General features: G+C 62.5%; 18 protein-coding genes and 2 pseudogenes. 1 reads left to right on the top strand and 19 read right to left on the bottom strand.

The genetic code is table 11. The features are described from left to right. Window positions 1-7: 7 nt before the first annotated feature. The 7 genes from ABD837_RS10430 to ABD837_RS10460 form a co-directional block, all read right to left on the bottom strand. Window positions 8-592, bottom strand: a complete 585-nt coding sequence (locus tag ABD837_RS10430; RefSeq protein ID WP_345053800.1) for an RNA 2'-phosphotransferase — start codon at window positions 590-592, stop codon at window positions 8-10. A gap of 24 nt (window positions 593-616) precedes the next feature. After that, window positions 617-1,513, bottom strand: a complete 897-nt coding sequence (locus ABD837_RS10435; protein ID WP_345053803.1) for a 1,4-dihydroxy-2-naphthoate polyprenyltransferase — start codon at window positions 1,511-1,513, stop codon at window positions 617-619. A gap of 167 nt (window positions 1,514-1,680) precedes the next feature. Next, window positions 1,681-2,271, bottom strand: coding sequence for a glutathione peroxidase (locus ABD837_RS10440; protein ID WP_425554330.1), 591 nt, complete (start codon window positions 2,269-2,271; stop codon window positions 1,681-1,683). Window positions 2,272-2,400: 129 nt separating this feature from the next. Continuing rightward, a complete protein-coding gene (locus tag ABD837_RS10445) occupies window positions 2,401-2,982 on the bottom strand; it encodes an LOG family protein (RefSeq protein ID WP_345053806.1) in 582 nt (193 codons plus the stop codon). A gap of 138 nt (window positions 2,983-3,120) precedes the next feature. Then, window positions 3,121-4,917, bottom strand: a complete 1,797-nt coding sequence (gene argS, locus ABD837_RS10450) for an arginine--tRNA ligase (protein ID WP_345053808.1) — start codon at window positions 4,915-4,917, stop codon at window positions 3,121-3,123. Window positions 4,918-5,132: 215 nt separating this feature from the next. After that, window positions 5,133-5,963 carry an alpha/beta hydrolase gene (locus ABD837_RS10455; protein ID WP_345053811.1) on the bottom strand — a complete coding sequence of 277 codons (831 nt, stop codon included), beginning with the start codon at window positions 5,961-5,963 and terminating at the stop codon, window positions 5,133-5,135. Window positions 5,964-5,994: 31 nt separating this feature from the next. Continuing rightward, complete coding sequence (locus tag ABD837_RS10460; RefSeq protein ID WP_345053814.1) at window positions 5,995-6,363, bottom strand: hypothetical protein; 369 nt, start codon at window positions 6,361-6,363, stop codon at window positions 5,995-5,997. Here ABD837_RS10460 and ABD837_RS10465 point away from each other — a divergent pair. Beyond that, a complete protein-coding gene (locus tag ABD837_RS10465) occupies window positions 6,362-7,858 on the top strand; it encodes a serine hydrolase domain-containing protein (protein ID WP_345053817.1) in 1,497 nt (498 codons plus the stop codon). The two genes, ABD837_RS10460 and ABD837_RS10465, sit on opposite strands and share 2 nt — an antisense overlap. A gap of 276 nt (window positions 7,859-8,134) precedes the next feature. Here ABD837_RS10465 and ABD837_RS24980 read toward each other — a convergent pair. From ABD837_RS24980 to ABD837_RS10515, 12 genes and pseudogenes are all read right to left on the bottom strand, one after another. Then, window positions 8,135-8,305, bottom strand: a pseudogene (locus tag ABD837_RS24980) (integrase core domain-containing protein); the annotation flags it as partial. A 15-nt stretch (window positions 8,306-8,320) separates the two neighbouring features. Then, entirely contained in the window at window positions 8,321-8,575 is a 255-nt protein-coding gene (locus ABD837_RS10470; protein ID WP_345053820.1) for a DDE-type integrase/transposase/recombinase, read from the bottom strand. Window positions 8,576-8,581: 6 nt separating this feature from the next. Next, on the bottom strand, window positions 8,582-8,722 hold the full coding sequence (locus ABD837_RS10475) for a hypothetical protein (RefSeq protein WP_345053822.1): 141 nt from the start codon (window positions 8,720-8,722) through the stop codon (window positions 8,582-8,584). 32 nt (window positions 8,723-8,754) lie between these two features. Continuing rightward, window positions 8,755-8,994 (bottom strand): annotated as a pseudogene (locus ABD837_RS24985) (IS3 family transposase); the annotation flags it as partial. Between the two features lie 73 nt (window positions 8,995-9,067). Next, window positions 9,068-9,331 carry a transposase gene (locus ABD837_RS10480; protein WP_345053825.1) on the bottom strand — a complete coding sequence of 88 codons (264 nt, stop codon included), beginning with the start codon at window positions 9,329-9,331 and terminating at the stop codon, window positions 9,068-9,070. A 38-nt stretch (window positions 9,332-9,369) separates the two neighbouring features. Continuing rightward, on the bottom strand, window positions 9,370-9,573 hold the full coding sequence (locus ABD837_RS10485; RefSeq protein ID WP_345053828.1) for a hypothetical protein: 204 nt from the start codon (window positions 9,571-9,573) through the stop codon (window positions 9,370-9,372). A gap of 448 nt (window positions 9,574-10,021) precedes the next feature. Continuing rightward, window positions 10,022-11,776: a S41 family peptidase gene (locus tag ABD837_RS10490; protein ID WP_345053830.1), complete on the bottom strand. Its 1,755-nt coding sequence runs from the start codon at window positions 11,774-11,776 to the stop codon at window positions 10,022-10,024. Between the two features lie 178 nt (window positions 11,777-11,954). Beyond that, window positions 11,955-13,241, bottom strand: coding sequence for a hypothetical protein (locus tag ABD837_RS10495; protein WP_345053833.1), 1,287 nt, complete (start codon window positions 13,239-13,241; stop codon window positions 11,955-11,957). A gap of 348 nt (window positions 13,242-13,589) precedes the next feature. Further along, window positions 13,590-14,750 carry an alpha/beta hydrolase-fold protein gene (locus ABD837_RS10500; RefSeq protein ID WP_345053836.1) on the bottom strand — a complete coding sequence of 387 codons (1,161 nt, stop codon included), beginning with the start codon at window positions 14,748-14,750 and terminating at the stop codon, window positions 13,590-13,592. A gap of 221 nt (window positions 14,751-14,971) precedes the next feature. After that, complete coding sequence (locus tag ABD837_RS10505) at window positions 14,972-15,685, bottom strand: LytR/AlgR family response regulator transcription factor (protein WP_345053839.1); 714 nt, start codon at window positions 15,683-15,685, stop codon at window positions 14,972-14,974. Further along, a complete protein-coding gene (locus ABD837_RS10510; RefSeq protein ID WP_345053842.1) occupies window positions 15,682-16,746 on the bottom strand; it encodes a sensor histidine kinase in 1,065 nt (354 codons plus the stop codon). The genes ABD837_RS10505 and ABD837_RS10510 overlap by 4 nt, the downstream gene beginning before the upstream one ends. Then, window positions 16,743-17,846, bottom strand: a complete 1,104-nt coding sequence (locus ABD837_RS10515; protein ID WP_345053845.1) for a DUF4932 domain-containing protein — start codon at window positions 17,844-17,846, stop codon at window positions 16,743-16,745. Before ABD837_RS10515 ends, ABD837_RS10510 begins: the two co-directional genes overlap by 4 nt. Between the last annotated feature and the right edge of the window lie 111 nt (window positions 17,847-17,957).

A 17,957-nucleotide genomic window follows, 5' to 3' on the forward strand; every position in this document is an offset into this window, starting at 1 on the left:
CTTCCTTTTACCCAGGAGCCGACCCATGACCTTTTACAGCATCCTCGGCCACTTGCAAATACGCCGGTGGCACTTCCTCTGCCAGCCACACCCCGTTATCGGCCCGGTAAAACAGAAACCCGGCTTGCTGCATTGCCCCGGCAGCTACCGTGAACACCACTAGCCGGCCGTGCCGGGCGCCCACCGTGCGGGCCGTAGCCAAGTCCGCGCTCAGGTGCACCTGGTGCCGCGCCATTTTTCGCAGGCCTTCCCGCAGAATGCTTGCCCGGTGCTGACTGGCCGTGCCGTGGTACAGCACTTCGGGCGGCACCACGGGCGTGTAGCCCAATTTTACTTCCACCGAATGGCCCTGGCTGGCTCGGATGCGCGTTCGGTCGTCGTTGAAACGAAACCGCTGCTTGGGACTGGTTTCCACGATGTACTTCAGCTGCTCAAGCGTGAGCGGCCGCTGGTGTGTGGCTAGTTGCGCCAATAGTTCAGAAACGGCAACCCAACCCTGATCATCCAGGGTAATGCCAATATGGGCTGGGTTGTGGCGCAGTACGAGGCTGAGCAGCTTGCTGTGGCGCGTGGTTTCTTTTTCAGATAGCATGAGCCGAAAGTAACGTCGGTGTTTCTAACCCAGCACCTGCCCTATCCCAAACAGCACCGTGAACACCAGCGTGCTCAGGGCCATTTGCTTCAGCAGTGGGTCAATCTGCATCGACTCCTGCCGCTGCCATATCTGAACGGCATTGAAGGCGAACAGCGGCACGGCCAGCGCAAACAGCCACTGCCACGGCGAATGGTACGTGAGGGCTACAAACACGGTAGCGCAGCCCACACCAATCAGTAGCAGCAGCCAATGGTAGCGCCGCGCATAAATAGGCCCCAGTCGCACCGGAATGGTGATTTTACCCGCCAGCACATCGGAGTTGATGTCGCGGATGTTGTTTACGTTCAGCACCGCCGTGGCGAAGCAGCCCAGCGCGGCAGCCGGCAGCAGCACTTGCAGCGGCAGCGCCCGGGTTTGCAGAAAGTAGGTGCCGCACACGCCCACCAGGCCGAAAAACAGGAACACCGAAATGTCGCCGAGTCCCGCGTAGCCGTAGGGGTTTTTGCCCGCCGTGTAGTTCACCGCCGCCCAGATGGCCGCAAAGCCCAGCGCCAGAAACCCCAGAAACAACCCCAGCCCGGCCGCGCCCAGCGCCACCCACAGCAGCACCACGCCGCTGGCCATCGCCAGCAGCCCGCAAATCCACATGCCGCGCTTCATTTGCGCGGGCGTGATGGCGCCGCTTTGCACGGCGCGCTGCGGGCCCTGGCGGTGTACGCTGTCGGCGCCGTTCTGCGAGTCGCCGTAGTCGTTGGCGAGGTTGCTCAGGATTTGGAGCAGGATGGTGGTGAGGGCGGCCAAGCCCACTACAAGGCCGTTGAACTGGCCGTTGGCAGCGGCCAGAAAAGCGCCCGTGAGGATGCTGGCCAGGGCCAGTGGCAACGTACGGGGGCGGAAGGCAGAAATCCAGGGCGACATGGGCAACAGAAAAATCAGGCGGAGACAATCAATAAACAAAAGAACGTCATGCTGAGCGCAGCCGAAGCATCTTGCTTGCTTCGTTGCAGCAGTAATGAATACTACTCCGAGCAAGATGCTTCGCTACGCTCTGCATGACGTTCTTTCAAGTCATGACCAGGCAACAATCACTTGGCAATGTCGGCCAGCAGCGCGGCGCTCATAGGCGTCACATCAGATTTGTAGAACTTCACGACGTGGCCTTTTTCATCGACCAGGTACTTGCAGAAGTTCCAGCTGGGGGCTTCGCCCACGGTCCCGTTCTTGGTGCGGTCGGACAAGTACTTGTAGAGCGGGGCCATGTCGGCACCCTTCACCGACACCTTGCTGAAGAGCGGGAAGGTTACGCCGTAGTTCTTCTCGCAGAAGGTGGCAATCTGGGCTTCGGTGCCGGGCTCCTGGCCGCCGAAGTTGTTGGCCGGGAAGCCGAGCACCGTCACCTTGTCGCCGTGCTGCTTGTAGAGCTGCTCCAGCTCCTTGTACTGCGGGGTGTAGCCGCATTCCGAAGCGGTGTTCACAATCAGCAGCTTTTTGCCTTTGTACTGGCTCAGTTTCACGTCCTTGCCATCGATGGATTTCACGGTGAAATCGTAGACGGACGTGGGCGCGGCGGTGGTTTCAACGGTTTCGGTCATGGCAAGGGGAGCGGCCGGCTTGGCGGCGATGAAAACCACGGCCGAAGCGGCAGTGGCTAGTGTGAGGAGAAGGGAATTTTTCATAAGTTGCTGGGGAAAATGGCGCAGTTGCGTGCGTAACCGATTGGAGGCTGGTGGGGTTTTGCAGGACGCAGCCTTTGCTGCGTCGCCCGGCCCCCGTGACGCAGCAAAGGCTGCGTCCTACGTTGCGCGTTACGTGGTCGGCGGCGTCAGCCACTTCTCCAGCTGCACCGGCTGGTAAGCCGCCATCTGGGTTAGCAGTTCCTCTGGATTGGCCGATTGCAGGAGTTGGGCGCGGTTTTCGGCGCGCAGCAGCTGGTCGTCGCGCATGCGGTCGAGCGATTGCAGGAGCAGGTCGTAGTAGCCGTCCACGTTCAGCAGGGCTACTGGTTTGTTGTGCAGGCCGAGTTGGCCCCAGGTCAGCACTTCGAACAGCTCTTCGAGGGTGCCGTAGCCGCCGGGCATGGTGATGAAGCCGTCGGCGCGGTCGGCCATCATCAGCTTGCGCTCGTGCATGGATTTCACGACGTGCAGCTCGGTGCAGCCTTTGTGGGCCAGCTCCTTGGCATCCAGAAAATCGGGGATTACGCCGATTACCTCTCCGCCCAGGGCCAGCACGGCATCGGCGATGGTGCCCATGAGGCCCACCCGGCCGCCGCCGTACACCAGCGTGAGGCCGCGGGCCACCATGGCGGCGGCAAGGGCCTGCGCCTGGGCGATGTAATTCGGGTTGGTTCCGGCGCTGGAACCGCAGTAAACGGCAATGCTTTTCATATTAAATAGCGCGATGTAGAGACGCGACCCTTCGCGTCTCGGCGTTGCTGATGTTGTTGGGTATGCGCGAGCTTGGTCGTTCTGGCAGTCGTTCAACGAGGAGACGCGAAGGGTCGCGGCTCTACAACGTTCAGGCAATTACATCCGCTCGGGCACGCTGATGCCCAGCAGGCCCAGCGACGCTTTTAACTGCGCACCAACGCGAGCCGATAAGGCCAAACGCAGGCGGCGCTTGGCTTCATCCGTCTCCCCGAAGAAGGGCACTTGGACGAACATGCGGTTGTACGCCCGGGCCAGCTCGTAGCAATACTGCGCCACCACGGCCGGCGAAAGCGTGCGGGCTGCGGTAGCCACTACGCTGGCGTAGCGGGCCAACTCTTGAATAAGCTCGGTTTCGGAGGACTGCAGGTCCGAAATATTGCCCAGCTCGCCGGTGGTGTCAATGCCCATTTCCGCGGCTTTGCGGCCGATGGAAGCGGTGCGGGTGTACGAATACTGGATAAATGGCCCGGTGTCCCCTTCGAGGCTCACCGACTCTTCGGGGTTGAAGAGCATGCGCTTCTTGGGGTCCACTTTCAGCAGGTAGTATTTCAAGGCGCCGAGGCCGAGCAGGTGGTACAACTCCTCCAGCTCCTGCTCCGAAAGGCCTTCGGTTTTGCCTTTTTCGAGCGTGGCAGCTTTGGCGGCGGCCTCCACATCGCGCACCAGTTCGTCAGCATCCACCACGGTGCCTTCGCGGGTTTTCATCTTGCCGGTGGGCAAATCCACCATGCCGTAGCTGAGGTGGTGAATGGCATCGGCGTAGGGCTTGCCCAGCTTTTTGAGCGTGGCCTGCAGCACCTGCATGTGGTAGTTCTGCTCATCGGCGATGACGTAGATGCTGCTGTCGTAGCCGAAATCCTGGTACTTGAGCTCGGCCGTGCCCAGGTCTTGGGTGATGTAGACGCTGGTGCCGTCGCCGCGCAGCAGCAGCTTCTCGTCGAGGCCCTCGGCTTGCAGGTCGACCCACACCGAGCCGTTCTCCTTGTTAAAGAACACGCCCTTGGTCATGCCTTCTTCTACCCGCTCCTTGCCCAGCAGGTAAGTACCCGACTCGTAGTAGAACTTGTCGAAATCGACGCCAATGGCCTTGTAGGTCGCATTGTGGCCTTCGTACACCCAGCCGTTCATCTGGCGCCAGAGGGATACCACCTCCTCGTCGCCGGCTTCCCATTGCTGCAGCATCTGCTGGGCGTCCAGCATCAGCGGGGCTTGGCGCTTGGCGATGTCGGGGGCCACGCCCTCGGCTTCGAGCTGCTTCACTTCCTCGCGGTAGTGCTTCTCGAACAGCACGTAGTACTTGCCTACGAGGTGGTCGCCTTTGATGGCCGCGCTTTCGGGGGTTTCCTGGTGGCCGAAGCGCTGGTAGCCCAGCATCGACTTGCAGATGTGGATGCCCCGGTCGTTCACCAGGTTCACTTTCGACACCGTGGCGCCGGTGGCTTTCAGAATCTCGGCCACGGAGTAGCCCAGGAAGTTGTTGCGCAGGTGGCCCAAGTGCAGGGGCTTGTTGGTGTTGGGCGAAGAGTACTCGACCACCACGTTGCGCGGGCCGCCCTCGGTAGCTACGGGCGCGGTAGCGGGCTGCGCGCGCAGCTGTTCGAACACGGCCAGCCACTCGGCATCAGCAATTTCGAGGTTGAGGAAGCCTTTCACCACGTTGTAGCCGCTCACGCGGGGCTCGTTGGTTTTCAGCCACTCGCCCAGGGCCTGCCCGATTTGCTCAGGGCCCTTGCCCAGGGCCTTGGTGAGGGCAAACGTAACGAGGGTGAAGCTGCCGGCAAACTCCTTGCGCGTGGGCTGGAGCGTGAGGCTGACGGCGGGAATTTCGACGCCGAAAACTGCTTGAGCAGCGGTTTGCAGGGCGGTTTTGAGGGAGTTTTCTAACTGTTGCACGAGGCAAAGGTACGGGCGGGGCGCGGGGTAGCAGTAGCGCGAACTTTATAGTTCGCGTCCCCGCGCTGCTCACCCGATTATCGTTCGGCCAGGCGAACTAAAAGTTCGCGCTGCTGCCCCGCCGCCCGAATCCCTCCGAAAGGTGACGCAACAAAAAGCTCCGTCAGTGTCTGGCGGGGCTTTTTGTTGCGTCACCTATCACGGCGGGCTCAGGGCTAGGCTTTGCCGCCCGCCAGGAAGCGCCCAATGGCGCGCACGTACCCTTCGGCAAAAAACTTTTCGGTCAGTTTCTCCTGGGCGCCCAGGTGGCCGCAGTCCACCGTCATTAACTGGCGGCGTTGGTTCCGGCGCGCGGCTTGCACGACGGCCGACGAGTCGGCCAAGGGCGTGTTCTTGTCCTGGGTGCCGGCGATGAGCAGCCACGGGCAGCGCACGCGGGCCGCTACCCGGGGGTAGGCGGTGGCCTCGGCGGGGAGCGTAACGGTTTTGTTTCTGGCCGCTTTTTGGTAGGCAACTACGCCCGGCAGGTCGCCGGGGTAGCCTTCGGTAATTAAGAAATCGGGCAGGGCCCGCGCCGCCACTTCCGAACCAACCAGGGCTCCCATCGACAAGCCCAGAATGCCCACCCGGTCGCGCGGGGCCAGTTGCCGCGCCTCGGCCAGGGCCGCGCGCAGGTCGAGGGAAAACTCTTCGTAGTACAGCCGCTGCTGGTCGATGGCAAAAGCCTGGCTGTGGCCAAATCCGCGGTAGTCGAACAGCAACGACCGGTAGCCCGCACTGGCCAGCGCCCGGGCCGTGTAGATGTTACTGGACATGTTGTAGGAATCGGCCCCGGCCACCACCACCGTGGTATGCTGGTCGACGGCTGCGGCGTCGGGCTCAATCAGCCAAGCCACCAGCTTCACCTTATCGGCAGTAGTAATCTCCATCTGCCGGTATTTCAGGCCCACGGTGTCGGGTTTGGCCCACCATTTGGCTACTGGCTTGATGGCAAAAGCAGGACCGGCCACCAGCAGCGCCAGGTAAAAGAATAGAATGCGTACCATGTGTAACGTGGAAAGGTGAGAAGCCCGGGCACTATTCCCAAGCCTTTAATAGACTGCTTCCGCCCCCAAACGTTGCGCCGCCAGCTGCACACAGCTCCAGCGGCTCACGATGCCATTGCTCGCGAAAGCACGGCTGCTTTGCAAGCAAAACGCAGCCAACGCTGCCCGGCCGCGCCCGCCAGACGAATAGCCCCGAAACAGTAGTAACAGAAAGCTTCGTCAGGGCCTGGCTGAGCTTTTTTGAGTTATGCCCCACCGAAACCCAGGCAGAAAAAGCTTCGGGTCGCCTGTAACCATGCCCTATAAGCGCAGTTCCCACGGCTATACAGCCTGAAATCGGCTCGGCAAGGAACAAACCTACCTGCCCCTCTACCCTGCTTGTCCCATCTTCCTTCTGCATGAAAAACACCAGAAAAGTTCCCTTGTTTGTTGTTCTCGCCACCCTGCTGCTCGCGCCACCAAAGCGTGTTTTGGGGCAAGCACAAACCACTCCGGCACCTGATGTAAAAGCACGGATGGATACGGTAGTGCAGCGGCTGGGCAATGCCTTTATGCAGCAGCCAGCGCGGGTGGGGTTGTCCATCGGCATCACCCAAAACGGCCGGGCTTACTTCTACCATTTCGGCACGACGGAAAAAGGCAAAAGCCAGGTTGCGACGCAGAATACCCCGTACGAAATCGGGTCCATTAGCAAGACGTTTACCAGCCTGCTACTCGCCCACGCGGTGCTGGAAAAGCGGGTTAGCCTGAACGATGATATTCGCAAGTACCTGCCGGGGGCTTATCCCAACCTGGCATTCCAGGGCAAGCCCATTACGCTAAAACATCTGGCTAATACCACTTCCCGGCTGCCGAATAATTTACCCAAGAATTTGCTGGAGGGCTTGTTGCAGCACGCCAGCACGGACTCGGTGCCGTTGCTGGCGGTGAAACGCATGCGCGGCTACACCAAGCAAAACTTCCTGGCCGACCTGCACCAGGCCAGGCTCGATACCTTTCCGGGCCTGCTGCCGCGCCATTCCAACGTGGCTTCGCAACTGCTGGCCTACATGCTGGAAAGCGTGTACCAGGCCTCGTATGCCGACTTGCTGGTGCGCTACATCGACCAGCCCCTGCACCTGACCGGCTCGGCGGGCACGGGGCCGAAATCGACGGGCTACGATGGTAACGGCCACCACATGCCGTACGACGCCATAGAAACCTCGCGGGCGTCGGGCGGACTGCAATACAGCCCAGCCGATATGGTGAAGTACCTCCAATACCAGCTGGCCGCGTCGGATAAAGCGGTGGCCCTGGTCCAGCAGCCCACCTGGGGCCGGCCCGACGCCGAGGCCATCGCCTTCAACTGGAACCTGGACCAGACCGTGGATGGCAAGCGGCGGCTCCAGCATTCGGGGGGCACGTTCGGCTACGCCAGCTATTGCGAGCTGTACCCGCAGCTGCAGTTTGGCATCGTGCTGCTGGCCAACGAGTCGGACCCGAATACGCAGGCCGCCCTCCAGGCCACGGCCTGGCAGATTGTCGACGCCCTATACGGCGTGCCGCCCGCCCTGCAAGCGTTGCGGGCGGGCCTGGCGGCCAGCCAATACCGCCAGGCGGCAGCGGTGGTCACGGCCGTAAAAAAGAAGCACCCCGAGTTGCACCTCACCGAAGCCTACGTAAATACCTGGGGCTACACCCTGCTGCAGCAGGGCCAGCCAAAGGCCGCGTTGGAGCTGTTTAAATTAAACGTCAGCCTATATCCCCACGCGTGGAATGCCTACGACAGTCTGGCCGAAACCTACGAAAGCGCCGACGACAAGCCCCAGGCCATTGAGAACTACCGCCGCTCCCTGGCGCTAAATCCCAGGAACGCCAACGCCGCCGAGCACTTGCGAAAACTGGGCGCTAAATAACTAGGTTTTCGGCTAGTGCTTTAGTCTGAAGGGTAGCAATGCGCATAATAATCCCGCATCAGCTGTCATTTCAGCACCTTTTTAGAAAGCCTCCTGAGGAACGAACCACTTAGCAAGGGGAGACAACGCCAATGCCAGCAGTCGAATTTCGGCAATGCGGGTGTACAAGCACCGCCGCGCCTGCCAGAAGAATAGCCCCGAAACATGAAGCAACAGAAGGCCCCGTCAGACATTGGCAAACTGCTCTGAGGTATGCCCTCACGAAGTTGAGGTGGTCTAGCTAAGCCGGACCCAATTGGGACGTGGTTTGCAGATGAGTTCCGAGTGGTTGGGTGAGTGGTAACCGAGCGCAGAATGGCGCCGTTCGGCGTTGTAATAGGCGATGTGGTGGCTGATTTCGAGCGTGGCTTCGGCCAGGCCAGGAAAGCTGCCGCCGTCAAGGAGCTCGGCTTTGAAGCGGCTTCAAAAGGGTTCGGCGTGGGCATTGTCGTAGCAGTTGCCGCGCCGGCTCATGCTTTGCCGGACCCCGTGGCGGGTCAGCAGGGCTTTGAAGCGGGTGGCCGTGTACTGACTGCCTTGGTCGGAATGCACAATGAGTCCGGCCGGGGGCCAACGCACGGCCAGCGCCCGCCGAAGGGCTTCGTTGACTAGGTCTTCGGGCATGGTGTCGCGCACGTCCCACCCGACGATTTTGCGCGAGCAGCGGTCCAGCCACACGGCCAGCTAGAGCCAGCCACCGCCCTGGCGGGGCAAGTGCGTGATGTCGCCGACCCGCACCCGATTGGGGGCAATGGGGGCCGGTTGGCCGAGCAAGCGGTTGGGGGCCGCCGGCTCGGCCGGGTCCGAGTCGGTGGTGCGCGGCACAACCGAGCGGGGCTGCTGGGTCGTACCCGGAGGACGCGCAAGCCGTGGGCCTTGAGCACACGTCGAATGCGCCAGCGGCCCACCCGGTGGCCTTCGGCCTGCACTTCGGCGCACAATTGGCGGGTGCCGTAGCGCTGGCTATGGTTTGCAAACGCTTTGCGAACCGCTACTTGCCAGACGGGCTCGGGCACGGATTGGCGTTGCCGCCGGTGCCAGGCGTAGTAGGCGGCCGGGGCCACGCGCAGCGCTTGGCAGCGCTGGCGCACGGGCACCTAGGTGGCCCACTGGGCGATGCGCTGGTAGGCGCTCACGGCGTCGGCTGGCCAAAGATGACCAAGGCTTTTTTTAAAATGTCGAGCTCCTGCGCCAGCCGCTTGTTGGCCGCGCGCAGGGCGCGTACTTCCGGGTCGCGGCCACTTCCACGCTGCCCACTTCGGCCACGAGCTGCGCTTGTTGCCAGCGATAAAGCAGCTTGGGACTGATGCCCAATTGCCGGGCCGCGGCTTGGGTGCTGCGACTTTCCGTGGCCAGGCGCAAGGCCTCCGCCTTAAACACCTCGTCGTATTTGCGCCGTTTGTCGGGCGACGCCCCGCTCTTTTTTGCTGTCATCTCAGAAGAAATATACGTCCCTCTTCTGTCCGCCATTCCTAGACCACCTCAAGCAACTGTTCCGCATCGGTCTTCAAGTAAGCGGTGCGCACGTACTCGTGCGCCTGGGTCAGGAAGGCCACCGCGTAGACGACTTCGCCGAGCACCACCGGGGGGCCGTCGTCCAGCCGCAGGAAGAACCGGCCGCGCACCGTGCCGGCCGCGTCGGTGCGCCGGCGGGCATAAAAGGGCCACGTACACATCTTCCGAGAGCGTGAGGGTGGTGGTTAGAATGTCGGCGAGGTCCTACATGGAGCGTCGGGCCGCCGGCCGCCGGGCGGGCCATGCCACCTGCCGGGTGCAGCGGGCGGATGCAGGAACAGAGGCCTTGGTTAAAAGTTTGGTCCGAAAGTTAATCGGTGGCCTTGGCAGTTGCCGCCTTTCGGTGCGCATGGATGACCACCTAGCGGTGGCGTAGGTGCTTATAGAGGGTGGCCTTGGAGTTATTCAGGCGCTGGCTCTCAGCACCGCTACCAAGAGGTAAATGCATTTTAGCATTCGCTCTGAGGTGCCAACAACGACCGTCGCTGCTGTAGAGCCCGAGTTTTCGCAACGGATGGTAAGGCAAAGGGCAGCGAATCAGGTGCTCCAGACATGCATCGGCGGGTGCATAATGGGGCGCATTCTTTGTCGCTGTCGACGGTGCTGCCCCTATTTCGCCACGGCCGGTGCCTGAAGAATGAGTTCGACGGCCCGGTCCCGTAGTTCGTCGCGCCCCGCCCGCAGCCCCGCTATCGTGGGGCGCACGGGTACGTCAATCCGAAGGCCGATTCGTTGGGTTTCGCGGCCATCCGGATAATAAACGCCAATGCCGGTCATTAGCGTTTTCAAGCCCCCGGGCAGCGTAATCGGGGTCGTATTGCCGTCCGCGCCCGCCGTTTGGCTGCCCAGCAGGGTGCCGTGCGGCGTGGCCTGTAAGGCCATGGCCGTAAATTCAGCCAAACTCCGGCTCACTTCGTTCACCAACACGATTACCTTTCCCGTGTAGGGCGTGGTGCCGACGGGCTTGAGCGTGTCGGCCGGCTGCCACAGGAAGCGCCCCGGGTAGGACGGGTCGCGCTGCGTGAACTTGGCAAAGGGAACGGGCTGCTTTATAAAAAAGCCTGATAGGTAGAAGAGTATGGCCTCCGCCGGGTAGTTGCGCTGGTCCACCACGATGCCTTTGGTGTGGGCAAAGGCCTGCATGATGGCGGGCACCTTGGCCCCCTTGATGCGGGCCATGTCGATGTAGCCCACCTCGGGCGTCAGGAACCGGTACATGCTGTCGGCTACCGCCGGCTGCACGGGGGGAACCGAACCCACCTTCACCGCGGGGGAAACCAAACGCAGGGGCTGGCCGGCCCGCAGCACCGTTAGCGCTACCTGCGGCGTAGGGGTGTAGAGCAGGTTCAGGGCAATGGTGTTGAGCTGGGCCGCTTCGTTAGAAGCGCCCGTCTCCGGCAGTCGCTGTTTGACCAAATCGGCCACCGCGGTGCCCGCCAGGTGCGTCAGCACATCGCCCGGTTCCAGGGGCGAAGGGGGCACGAGCCCGTCGCGGCGTACGCGCACGACCACGGCTTGGCGGTCAATAAATTGAACATCGGCGGCCACTTGGTACGCGCCGCGTTCGGCCTCCAGTAGTGGGTCGGGCGGGTAGAAACGGGCGTGGCCGTCGTGCACCCGGGCAAACAAGGCCAGAGCGGCGTGCCGGTAGGCGAGCGGAGTAGTTGCTTCCGCAAAGCGGGGCAGCAGGTCGGGCAGTACCCGCGCCCACTCTCCTTCCAGGGCGTAGGGATAGGGGTAGTAGTACTGCAGCATGTTCCAGTAGCGGCACAGCCCGAGCAGGCGCAGGCCCTGGGCTGGCAGGGCCGGCTCGGCGTAGGCTTCCTCGTGCGGAAACACCGTGTTGGCCCGGTTTTGCTCCACGTAGTAGGACGCGCCTTGGTGGCGGTTGGCTGCGATAAAGGCCAGCTGCTGCCGGAGCGGGGCACTGAAGCGCTTCGCGTCCCGGGCCCAGCGCAGGTCGGGGGCCAGGCGCACGGGCGTGGCCGGCGGCACGGCGCAGGCCGGGCAGGCCGGTACGGGGCCCAGGCCGGTCACCCAGGCGTTGAGCAGGCGGCTGCGCTCGGCGACGGAACGGCAGGCCAGCACCGCAGGTAGCTGGCGCAGGAACTCGGTGTCCCAGTCGCGCTGGCCCACGGCCACGGCGGGGTGAAAGTATTTGAGAAAGCCCCACACCTGACCCAAGGCGGCCACGTGGTCCACCTGTTGGGGCGTTAGGCTCTTGAATGCGGGGGCCGTTGCCGTCGGGGCAATGGTTGGGGCCAGGGAAGCGGAAGCCGGGGTCGTGGGGGCCGATTGGGCATGCGCCCACAAGGTCATCCCGCTAAAAACAAGAGCCAGCAGGCGGGGAACAAAAGGAAGCATAATGTACAGAAGCGAGGACGGGAGAGACAAACACCTCGGTGTTTAAAAAGCTGCTTGAAGGAGCAAAAGGGCGGCCCGGTTGCGGCCGGGTAGCCACGAGGCGTCCGCTCAAACACGAGAACCGGTTGGTTTGGCGCGCGAACGTGACCAGTGGGCGATGCCCCGGTTTCGTGCCCGTTTACTCTTTTTCTGGAGCGGCGTGGAGCACCAACCGGTTGTCTCCTTCCAGCCACGTAATGGCGTGCTGCCACGGGTGCAGCCGGCGAACCCCCTGCCGCGCGAGCGGGTGCCAGGCGTCGCCGTTGGTGCGGGTTTCCAGCACCTCGCCCGTGTCGGCCAACAGGTAGCCGGTCGGGGTGCCCGGCACGAAAACCACTTGCTCAAAGCTTGTGAAGGGCGCAACGGTCACGGGTTGCCACTGCCCGGCTGCCAAGCGCAGCAGCCGTTTGGTGGGCAACGCCACGTACCCCAGGTTGCCGTGGCTCAGGTGCGGTTTGCGGCCGGCCATCGTTACCCAGAGCTCGCCCGTGCGCGCTTGCGCGAGCGACTGCACATCGACGGTATCCGGGGTGTCCACCAACCGGGTGGGCGGTTGCAAGCTGGCGGGCAATACGTAAATGTTGCCCGGCGTGGCACTCATCACCGAAGGCGGCAGGGTGGGCATGCGGTCGCTGCCAAAGACGTAGAGGGCCGAATCCCGGGCGGATACCAGCAAGCCGGTCACGCCCCGGCTCAGGCGAATGCCCTGCGGATGCTGGCCGGTGTTGGTGGCCAGCTGCGGTGTCCGCGTCGCATCGGTGCCGTACACCCAGAGGTCGCCATCGCCGTGCAGCGGAACCGCCCCCGCTTGCGGGCGGGCGTACGTGCCCACCACAAAGTTGCGGCCGACGCTGGCAAGGGCCGTGGGGTAGAAGTTGGTGGGGATTTCGTGCGTTTCCCAGCTGCGGCCCTGGTTCTGCGTGAGCGCCACGAAGGACTGTTGGCCCTTGTTGGCGAAGTAGCGATGAAAGGACAAGGGGCCCAGCGGCGCATGCGTCAGCAGCGTCGCGTGGGGGGAAGCGGGGTCGGGCGTGCGGTAGTGCTGCCACGCGGAACTACACGAGAGCAGCAGCCCACTGGTCAGCAGCAGGAAGCCCGAGGCAGCAGCCAAGCGGCGGGTGGTAGCCTGTCGCCTCCCCTTCCACGCCAGCCACAGGAGCAGCAGTAACGGAACGACGGCTACCCCAAGGTCTCCTTTTTGTATCGGAGGCTCCGTGACGTGCGATACCCCCACCAACGCCCCATGGGTTTGGTCGCGAAAATAAAAATGCGAAACAGTAAACTGACGCGGGGTTTCGACCAACGTGGTGTGCTGCCCAGCAAACTGATATAATTGTCCCGCTTGGGTTAAGACGTAGCCCGAGGAATCCGTTAAAAACTGGAAGTCTTGCAGGGGAGGCAGGGTGTTGAACGTAAAGGTTTTCATGCCGGCTAACTGGAAAAATGCTTTACAAAGCACTAGGTATGGGTAGTACAAAAGTGGCCCTCATTGCGGGAAGCGCGCGAAATTCGGCACGCCATCATCGAGGGCCAGGTGTGGGCGGGAGGGGATTGGCACCAATACAGCCCGAATGGCGTGTCCGTAGTGGCTGGGGGCATTTCATGGGCTGTGGCTTTCGCTCCTGGGGCGATTTAATGGCCGCTGTGTGGAGCAGTGAACGGAACCGCGATTTCAGCTACACGGACTTCTACATGGATGGCCGTTTGCCTGTTCGACCATTTTCTTGAACCCAGCTCACCAACCTCTTACCAGTTGGGCTAGACCTCAAGCGAGCTACCGCGCAGCACGCGGTGACCGGGCCGTGCCCACCGCTGGATAATTCCGCTTGCCTGGTTTTGCGGCATCACTCTGCAGCGCCTGACGCAGCAGCGCCTGCCCCTCGGGGCCATATATAAAGCCGTGGCCGCCTTTGGGCACAGTCTGAAAAACCCAGTTGGAGCGGCCGGGGCGGTGCGCGTCGTAGGCGGCGCGCACGGCTTCGTAGGCATAGATGTCATCGTCCTGGGCACTGACCATCAACACGGGCTTGGTTTTGCCGAGCGGGCCGTAGGTTGACTGTGCCAGCAGCAGGTTGGGCGCGGGCGACAGGGCCACAAACCGGCTAAAGGGCGCGGCCGGCTGCGCGGCAAACCACAGGGCTGCCGAGCCGCCGTTGCTCAGGCCCACCAGCGTGGTACGGGCCGGGTCGGTGCGGTAGCGGGCGCGCACGTCCGTGACGATGCGCAGCACCTGGGCAAACGCGGCCGGCTGCTCCACCCAGCCAAAGCTCTTCCGGCCGAACGGATAGACCACCAGCGCGTTGGCCGGGGCAGCCGCAAACACTGGCTCCTGCGTGGCTACTTCGGGGTTGGCATGGCCGAACTGCGGGGTGCTGACCACGCCGCCGTGCAGATACACCACCACCGGCGCCGGCCGGGCGGGGTCGTAGCCGGCGGGCACCCGCACCAGGTAGGGCACGCGCACCGTGTCGCCCGGCACTTGGCTGAAGTAGAGCGCGAATCCCGCCGGCGCCGGGGCCACGCGGCCCTGCTGGCGGTCGGCTTTCGACGGGAAGGCCAGGGCTCGGGCCTGCGTTTCGGTCAGCCACCGGGCGCGTCGGGCCTGTTCGGCCACGGCCTGCTCGGCAATGGCGCCGCGCATGGCCGCGAGCCAGCGCGCCCAGGCGGTTTCGTTGGCCCGCAGGGAAGCCAGGCCCGCGTCGGACACGATGTTGTCGAGGTCGCCGGCCTGCATGGGCAGCGGCCGGCGGCGGCTCAGTTGGCCCAGCCAGCGCCAGGCCAGCGGCTGTTTGGCGGGGCACTGGGCGGACGAGAGGGCCGCCGCAAACAAATCGAAAATCGACGCCTGGGCGGAATCCGGCGTGAAAGCCTGCTCAAAAAGGGCAGTCGCGTCGCAAAATTTCCGGGCCTGCATGGCGGCACCCGCTTCATCCATAAGTTGCGGGTATCCGGTGGCACTCTGACCTCGGACGGATAGGGAGAGCAGAGCGGACAGAACAATTAAAATCAGGGTTTTCATACTGGAAATAAGGGGTTTATAAGCAGCCGCAATCCGCTCGTGTTGGGGCAAATACTGCCTGGAGCCGTCCGGTTGTCCGGCCGGCAAATCTTACTAAACGGGCAAAAAAATGCTGGTAAATCGAGGGCAGAACCACGCTACAGCCTCCCGTAGAAGGCGGTCCGGTACGCATCCCCGACAGGAATGATTTGGGGAGCGCCGGCTTCTACCTGGATAAAAATGCGGCTGCGCTCCACGGTGTGGACGTGGGCCAGCGACACGATGAACGACTTGTGCACCCGCACAAACGCCGCCGCGGGCAGGCTTGCTTCCAGGCTGTTAAGCGTTTGCCGGGCGATGATTTTCTCCGTCGTCGTGTGAATGATGACGTAGTTCTGCAAGCCCTCCAGGTAGCGCACCTCGGCCAAATCGACCCGCTGCATCCGGTGTTCGGTTTTGACAAACAGGTAGGGGCGGGACGTTTCGGCCGGTGCCTCTGGCGGGGCCGGGCGCAGCCGCCGCTGCGCCTTCTGGACGGCCTGGTAGAACCGTTCGAACGAAATGGGTTTGAGCAGGTAATCGATGACGTCGTGCTCGAAGCCAGTCAGGGCGTAATCGGCGTAGGCCGTGGTCAGAATCACCTGCGCGCGCCGGTCCAGGGCCTGCATGAACTGCAGCCCCGTCAGCTGCGGCATTTGGATGTCGAGAAAAACCAGGTCGACGCGCCGTTCCCCCACCCAATTCAGGGCCTCCACCGGGTTTTCGCTGCTGCCCGCCAGCTGCAGGCACGGCACCTTCGCCACGTAGTCGGTCAGGATGTCGATGGCCAACGGTTTGTCGTCCACAATCAGGCACTGAATGGGTTCCATCATAAGTCGAGGTGAAGCGTAACCTGAAAATCGGTGGGCGTATCGGCCACGGCCAGCGTGTGCCGCGTCGGGTAGAGCAGCGCCAGCCGGCGCCGCACATTGGGCAGCCCGATGCCGCCCAGCTGGTCTTTCTGCTGGTTGTTCTTGGCGTTGTGCAGGGATAAGTCCAGGGTCGTCGCTGTTAGCGTCAGGTGGAGCGTCACCGGCTGCGCGGGGTTGTTGAGCACGCCGTGCTTGAACGCGTTTTCCACGAAGGATACCAGCAGCATCGGCGCTATGGTTTGCCCGTTCAGCGGGCCCCGCACCTGGTAGTCGAGGTGCAGCTTGCCTTTCGTGCCGAGGCGTTGTAGCTCGATTAACCCGTTCAGGTAGTCCAGTTCGCGGGTCAGTAACACCCGGTCGTGGTGGGCTTCGTGCAGCATGTAGCGCAGCAATTCGGATAGTTTCAGCAAGGCCCCCGGCGCGTCGTCCGACTTCTGGTACACCAGCGCGTAAATATCGTTAATGGTGTTGAACAGAAAGTGCGGATTCAGCTGCGAGCGCAAAAAGGTGAGTTCGGCCGTGGTGTTGGCTTGCTGGGTTTCGCGCCGCCGCCGCTCGGCCAGCAAGTTGTGCCGGATAACGCCGAAGAGCAGGCCATACAGCACGTAATCGAAATAAAACCGGACGCTATTCTCGACAAACCACCGCGCCGTAAAGGTGGTGTTCAGGACGTAGTTGTCGAAGCCGAGCAGGGGCTTGAACACGTAGAATTCCAGCCCGTAGCGCATCCCCGTGATGAGAAGCAGGGTCAGCAGCAACCCCAGGGCCGCCCGGCCAAAAGGACGCCAGCCCAATACACTCGTCCGCAACGGCCGGGCCACCAGCCCCACCGACAAGTAAAACGCGGCCGCGCTGATGAGCAGGTAGCCCAGCCCCAGCAGCCCGTAGGTGGCCACCGCTGTTTTGGGCACCGGGTAGGCGGGTATGGCATACGTGGTCGCCACGTCTTTGACAAGCAGCAACGCCCAGATGAGCAGGTGGACGGGCCATTCGGGAAAGACGCGCGGCCGGGCAGCACTCATAGGTTCGTCGATTTGGCGGTTGGGTACTTCCGGGCTAGGTACGCCAGGATTTCGGGGAAGAACTGCTCGAAATTCTGGTCGGTCCGCCGACTTGTATACTTTGCCGAAATCACGTCGGCAATGTCGCCGGCGTACTGGAAATCACCGACTATTTCCTGCGCGGCCTGTTTGCGGGCCTCTTTCGGCGACTGGTGCCGCCGGAACAAGGCAATGGTGATGCCGCGCACCAGGTTCTCGTCGAAACAGTGCGCCCAGTCGTTGATGTTGTTGTGCTTCATGCCCGCGTCGGCTTGGTTGAACAGGTACGCCAGCTTCGCAATATCGGCCTTATACCGCTGCTGAAGCGCCTGCGTGTAAATATGGCTCCCCTCGTGCCAGACCATCATCACCGATTCGGCGCCCAGGTTGAAGGCCGGTACGCTGGTGTCGGTCGACTCGCGGTTGAGAAAGCCCACGTTGTAAACGACCCGGTCGGCGTAGCGCGGGTTGAGGGTTTTGGCCGTAATGGCGTGGGCCCCCCAGCTGTTGAGCGGGTCCAGGAAAACGGTCCAGCGGGCCGCTGTGGTGCGGAGTCGATAAAACGAATCGAGCTTGTCCACGAGGCCTTCACTCGCGAGGCGGGCTTGCAGGGGTTTCGCCCAGGCGGCGTAATCGGCTTGGTGCTGCTGGTAAAAAGCCCAGAAATGGCTGTCCTCGGCAAACTGCTTGCAGAGCCGCATATAGGTCTGTATCGTGTCCTTGTCGTTCAGGGTGTACCAGTTCGATTGCGCCGGGTAGTGGATGCGCACGTCGGGGAAGTTGTCGAGGCAGTAGCCTAGCTCGGGCGTGTCGCTGTATAGCTTTTGCAGGCGCTGGGCCTGCCGCACGGCGGGGTGGTTGGCGAAGGGCACAAAATAAGCCTCGGTTTCTTTGGCGTACACCGACTTGTTGGGCATTCCATACTTGCCCGCCAGCAGCTGCACAATGGTAAACAGCTCAATGCCGGGGTGAACGGTTACCGTAATCCGGTCAGCAGCTGGTAGGGCGGCAGGGGGACGGGATTGGGCAACCAGAGCGTGGGCGGTCAGCAACAGCAGCAAAAAAGTGAGCAGCGCTTTCATCGGGGTGGCGTTGGTGGTTGAGTGGTCTTTAGGAAGCCCCCTCGTGACTTGATGGCTCAAAAGAAGCCGCCGTTCTCCCATGCGCTACGTTCCGATTGACCAACCCCCCTT

The organism is Hymenobacter glaciei (genome assembly GCF_039539585.1).
In the GTDB taxonomy this organism is placed as follows: domain Bacteria; phylum Bacteroidota; class Bacteroidia; order Cytophagales; family Hymenobacteraceae; genus Hymenobacter; species Hymenobacter glaciei.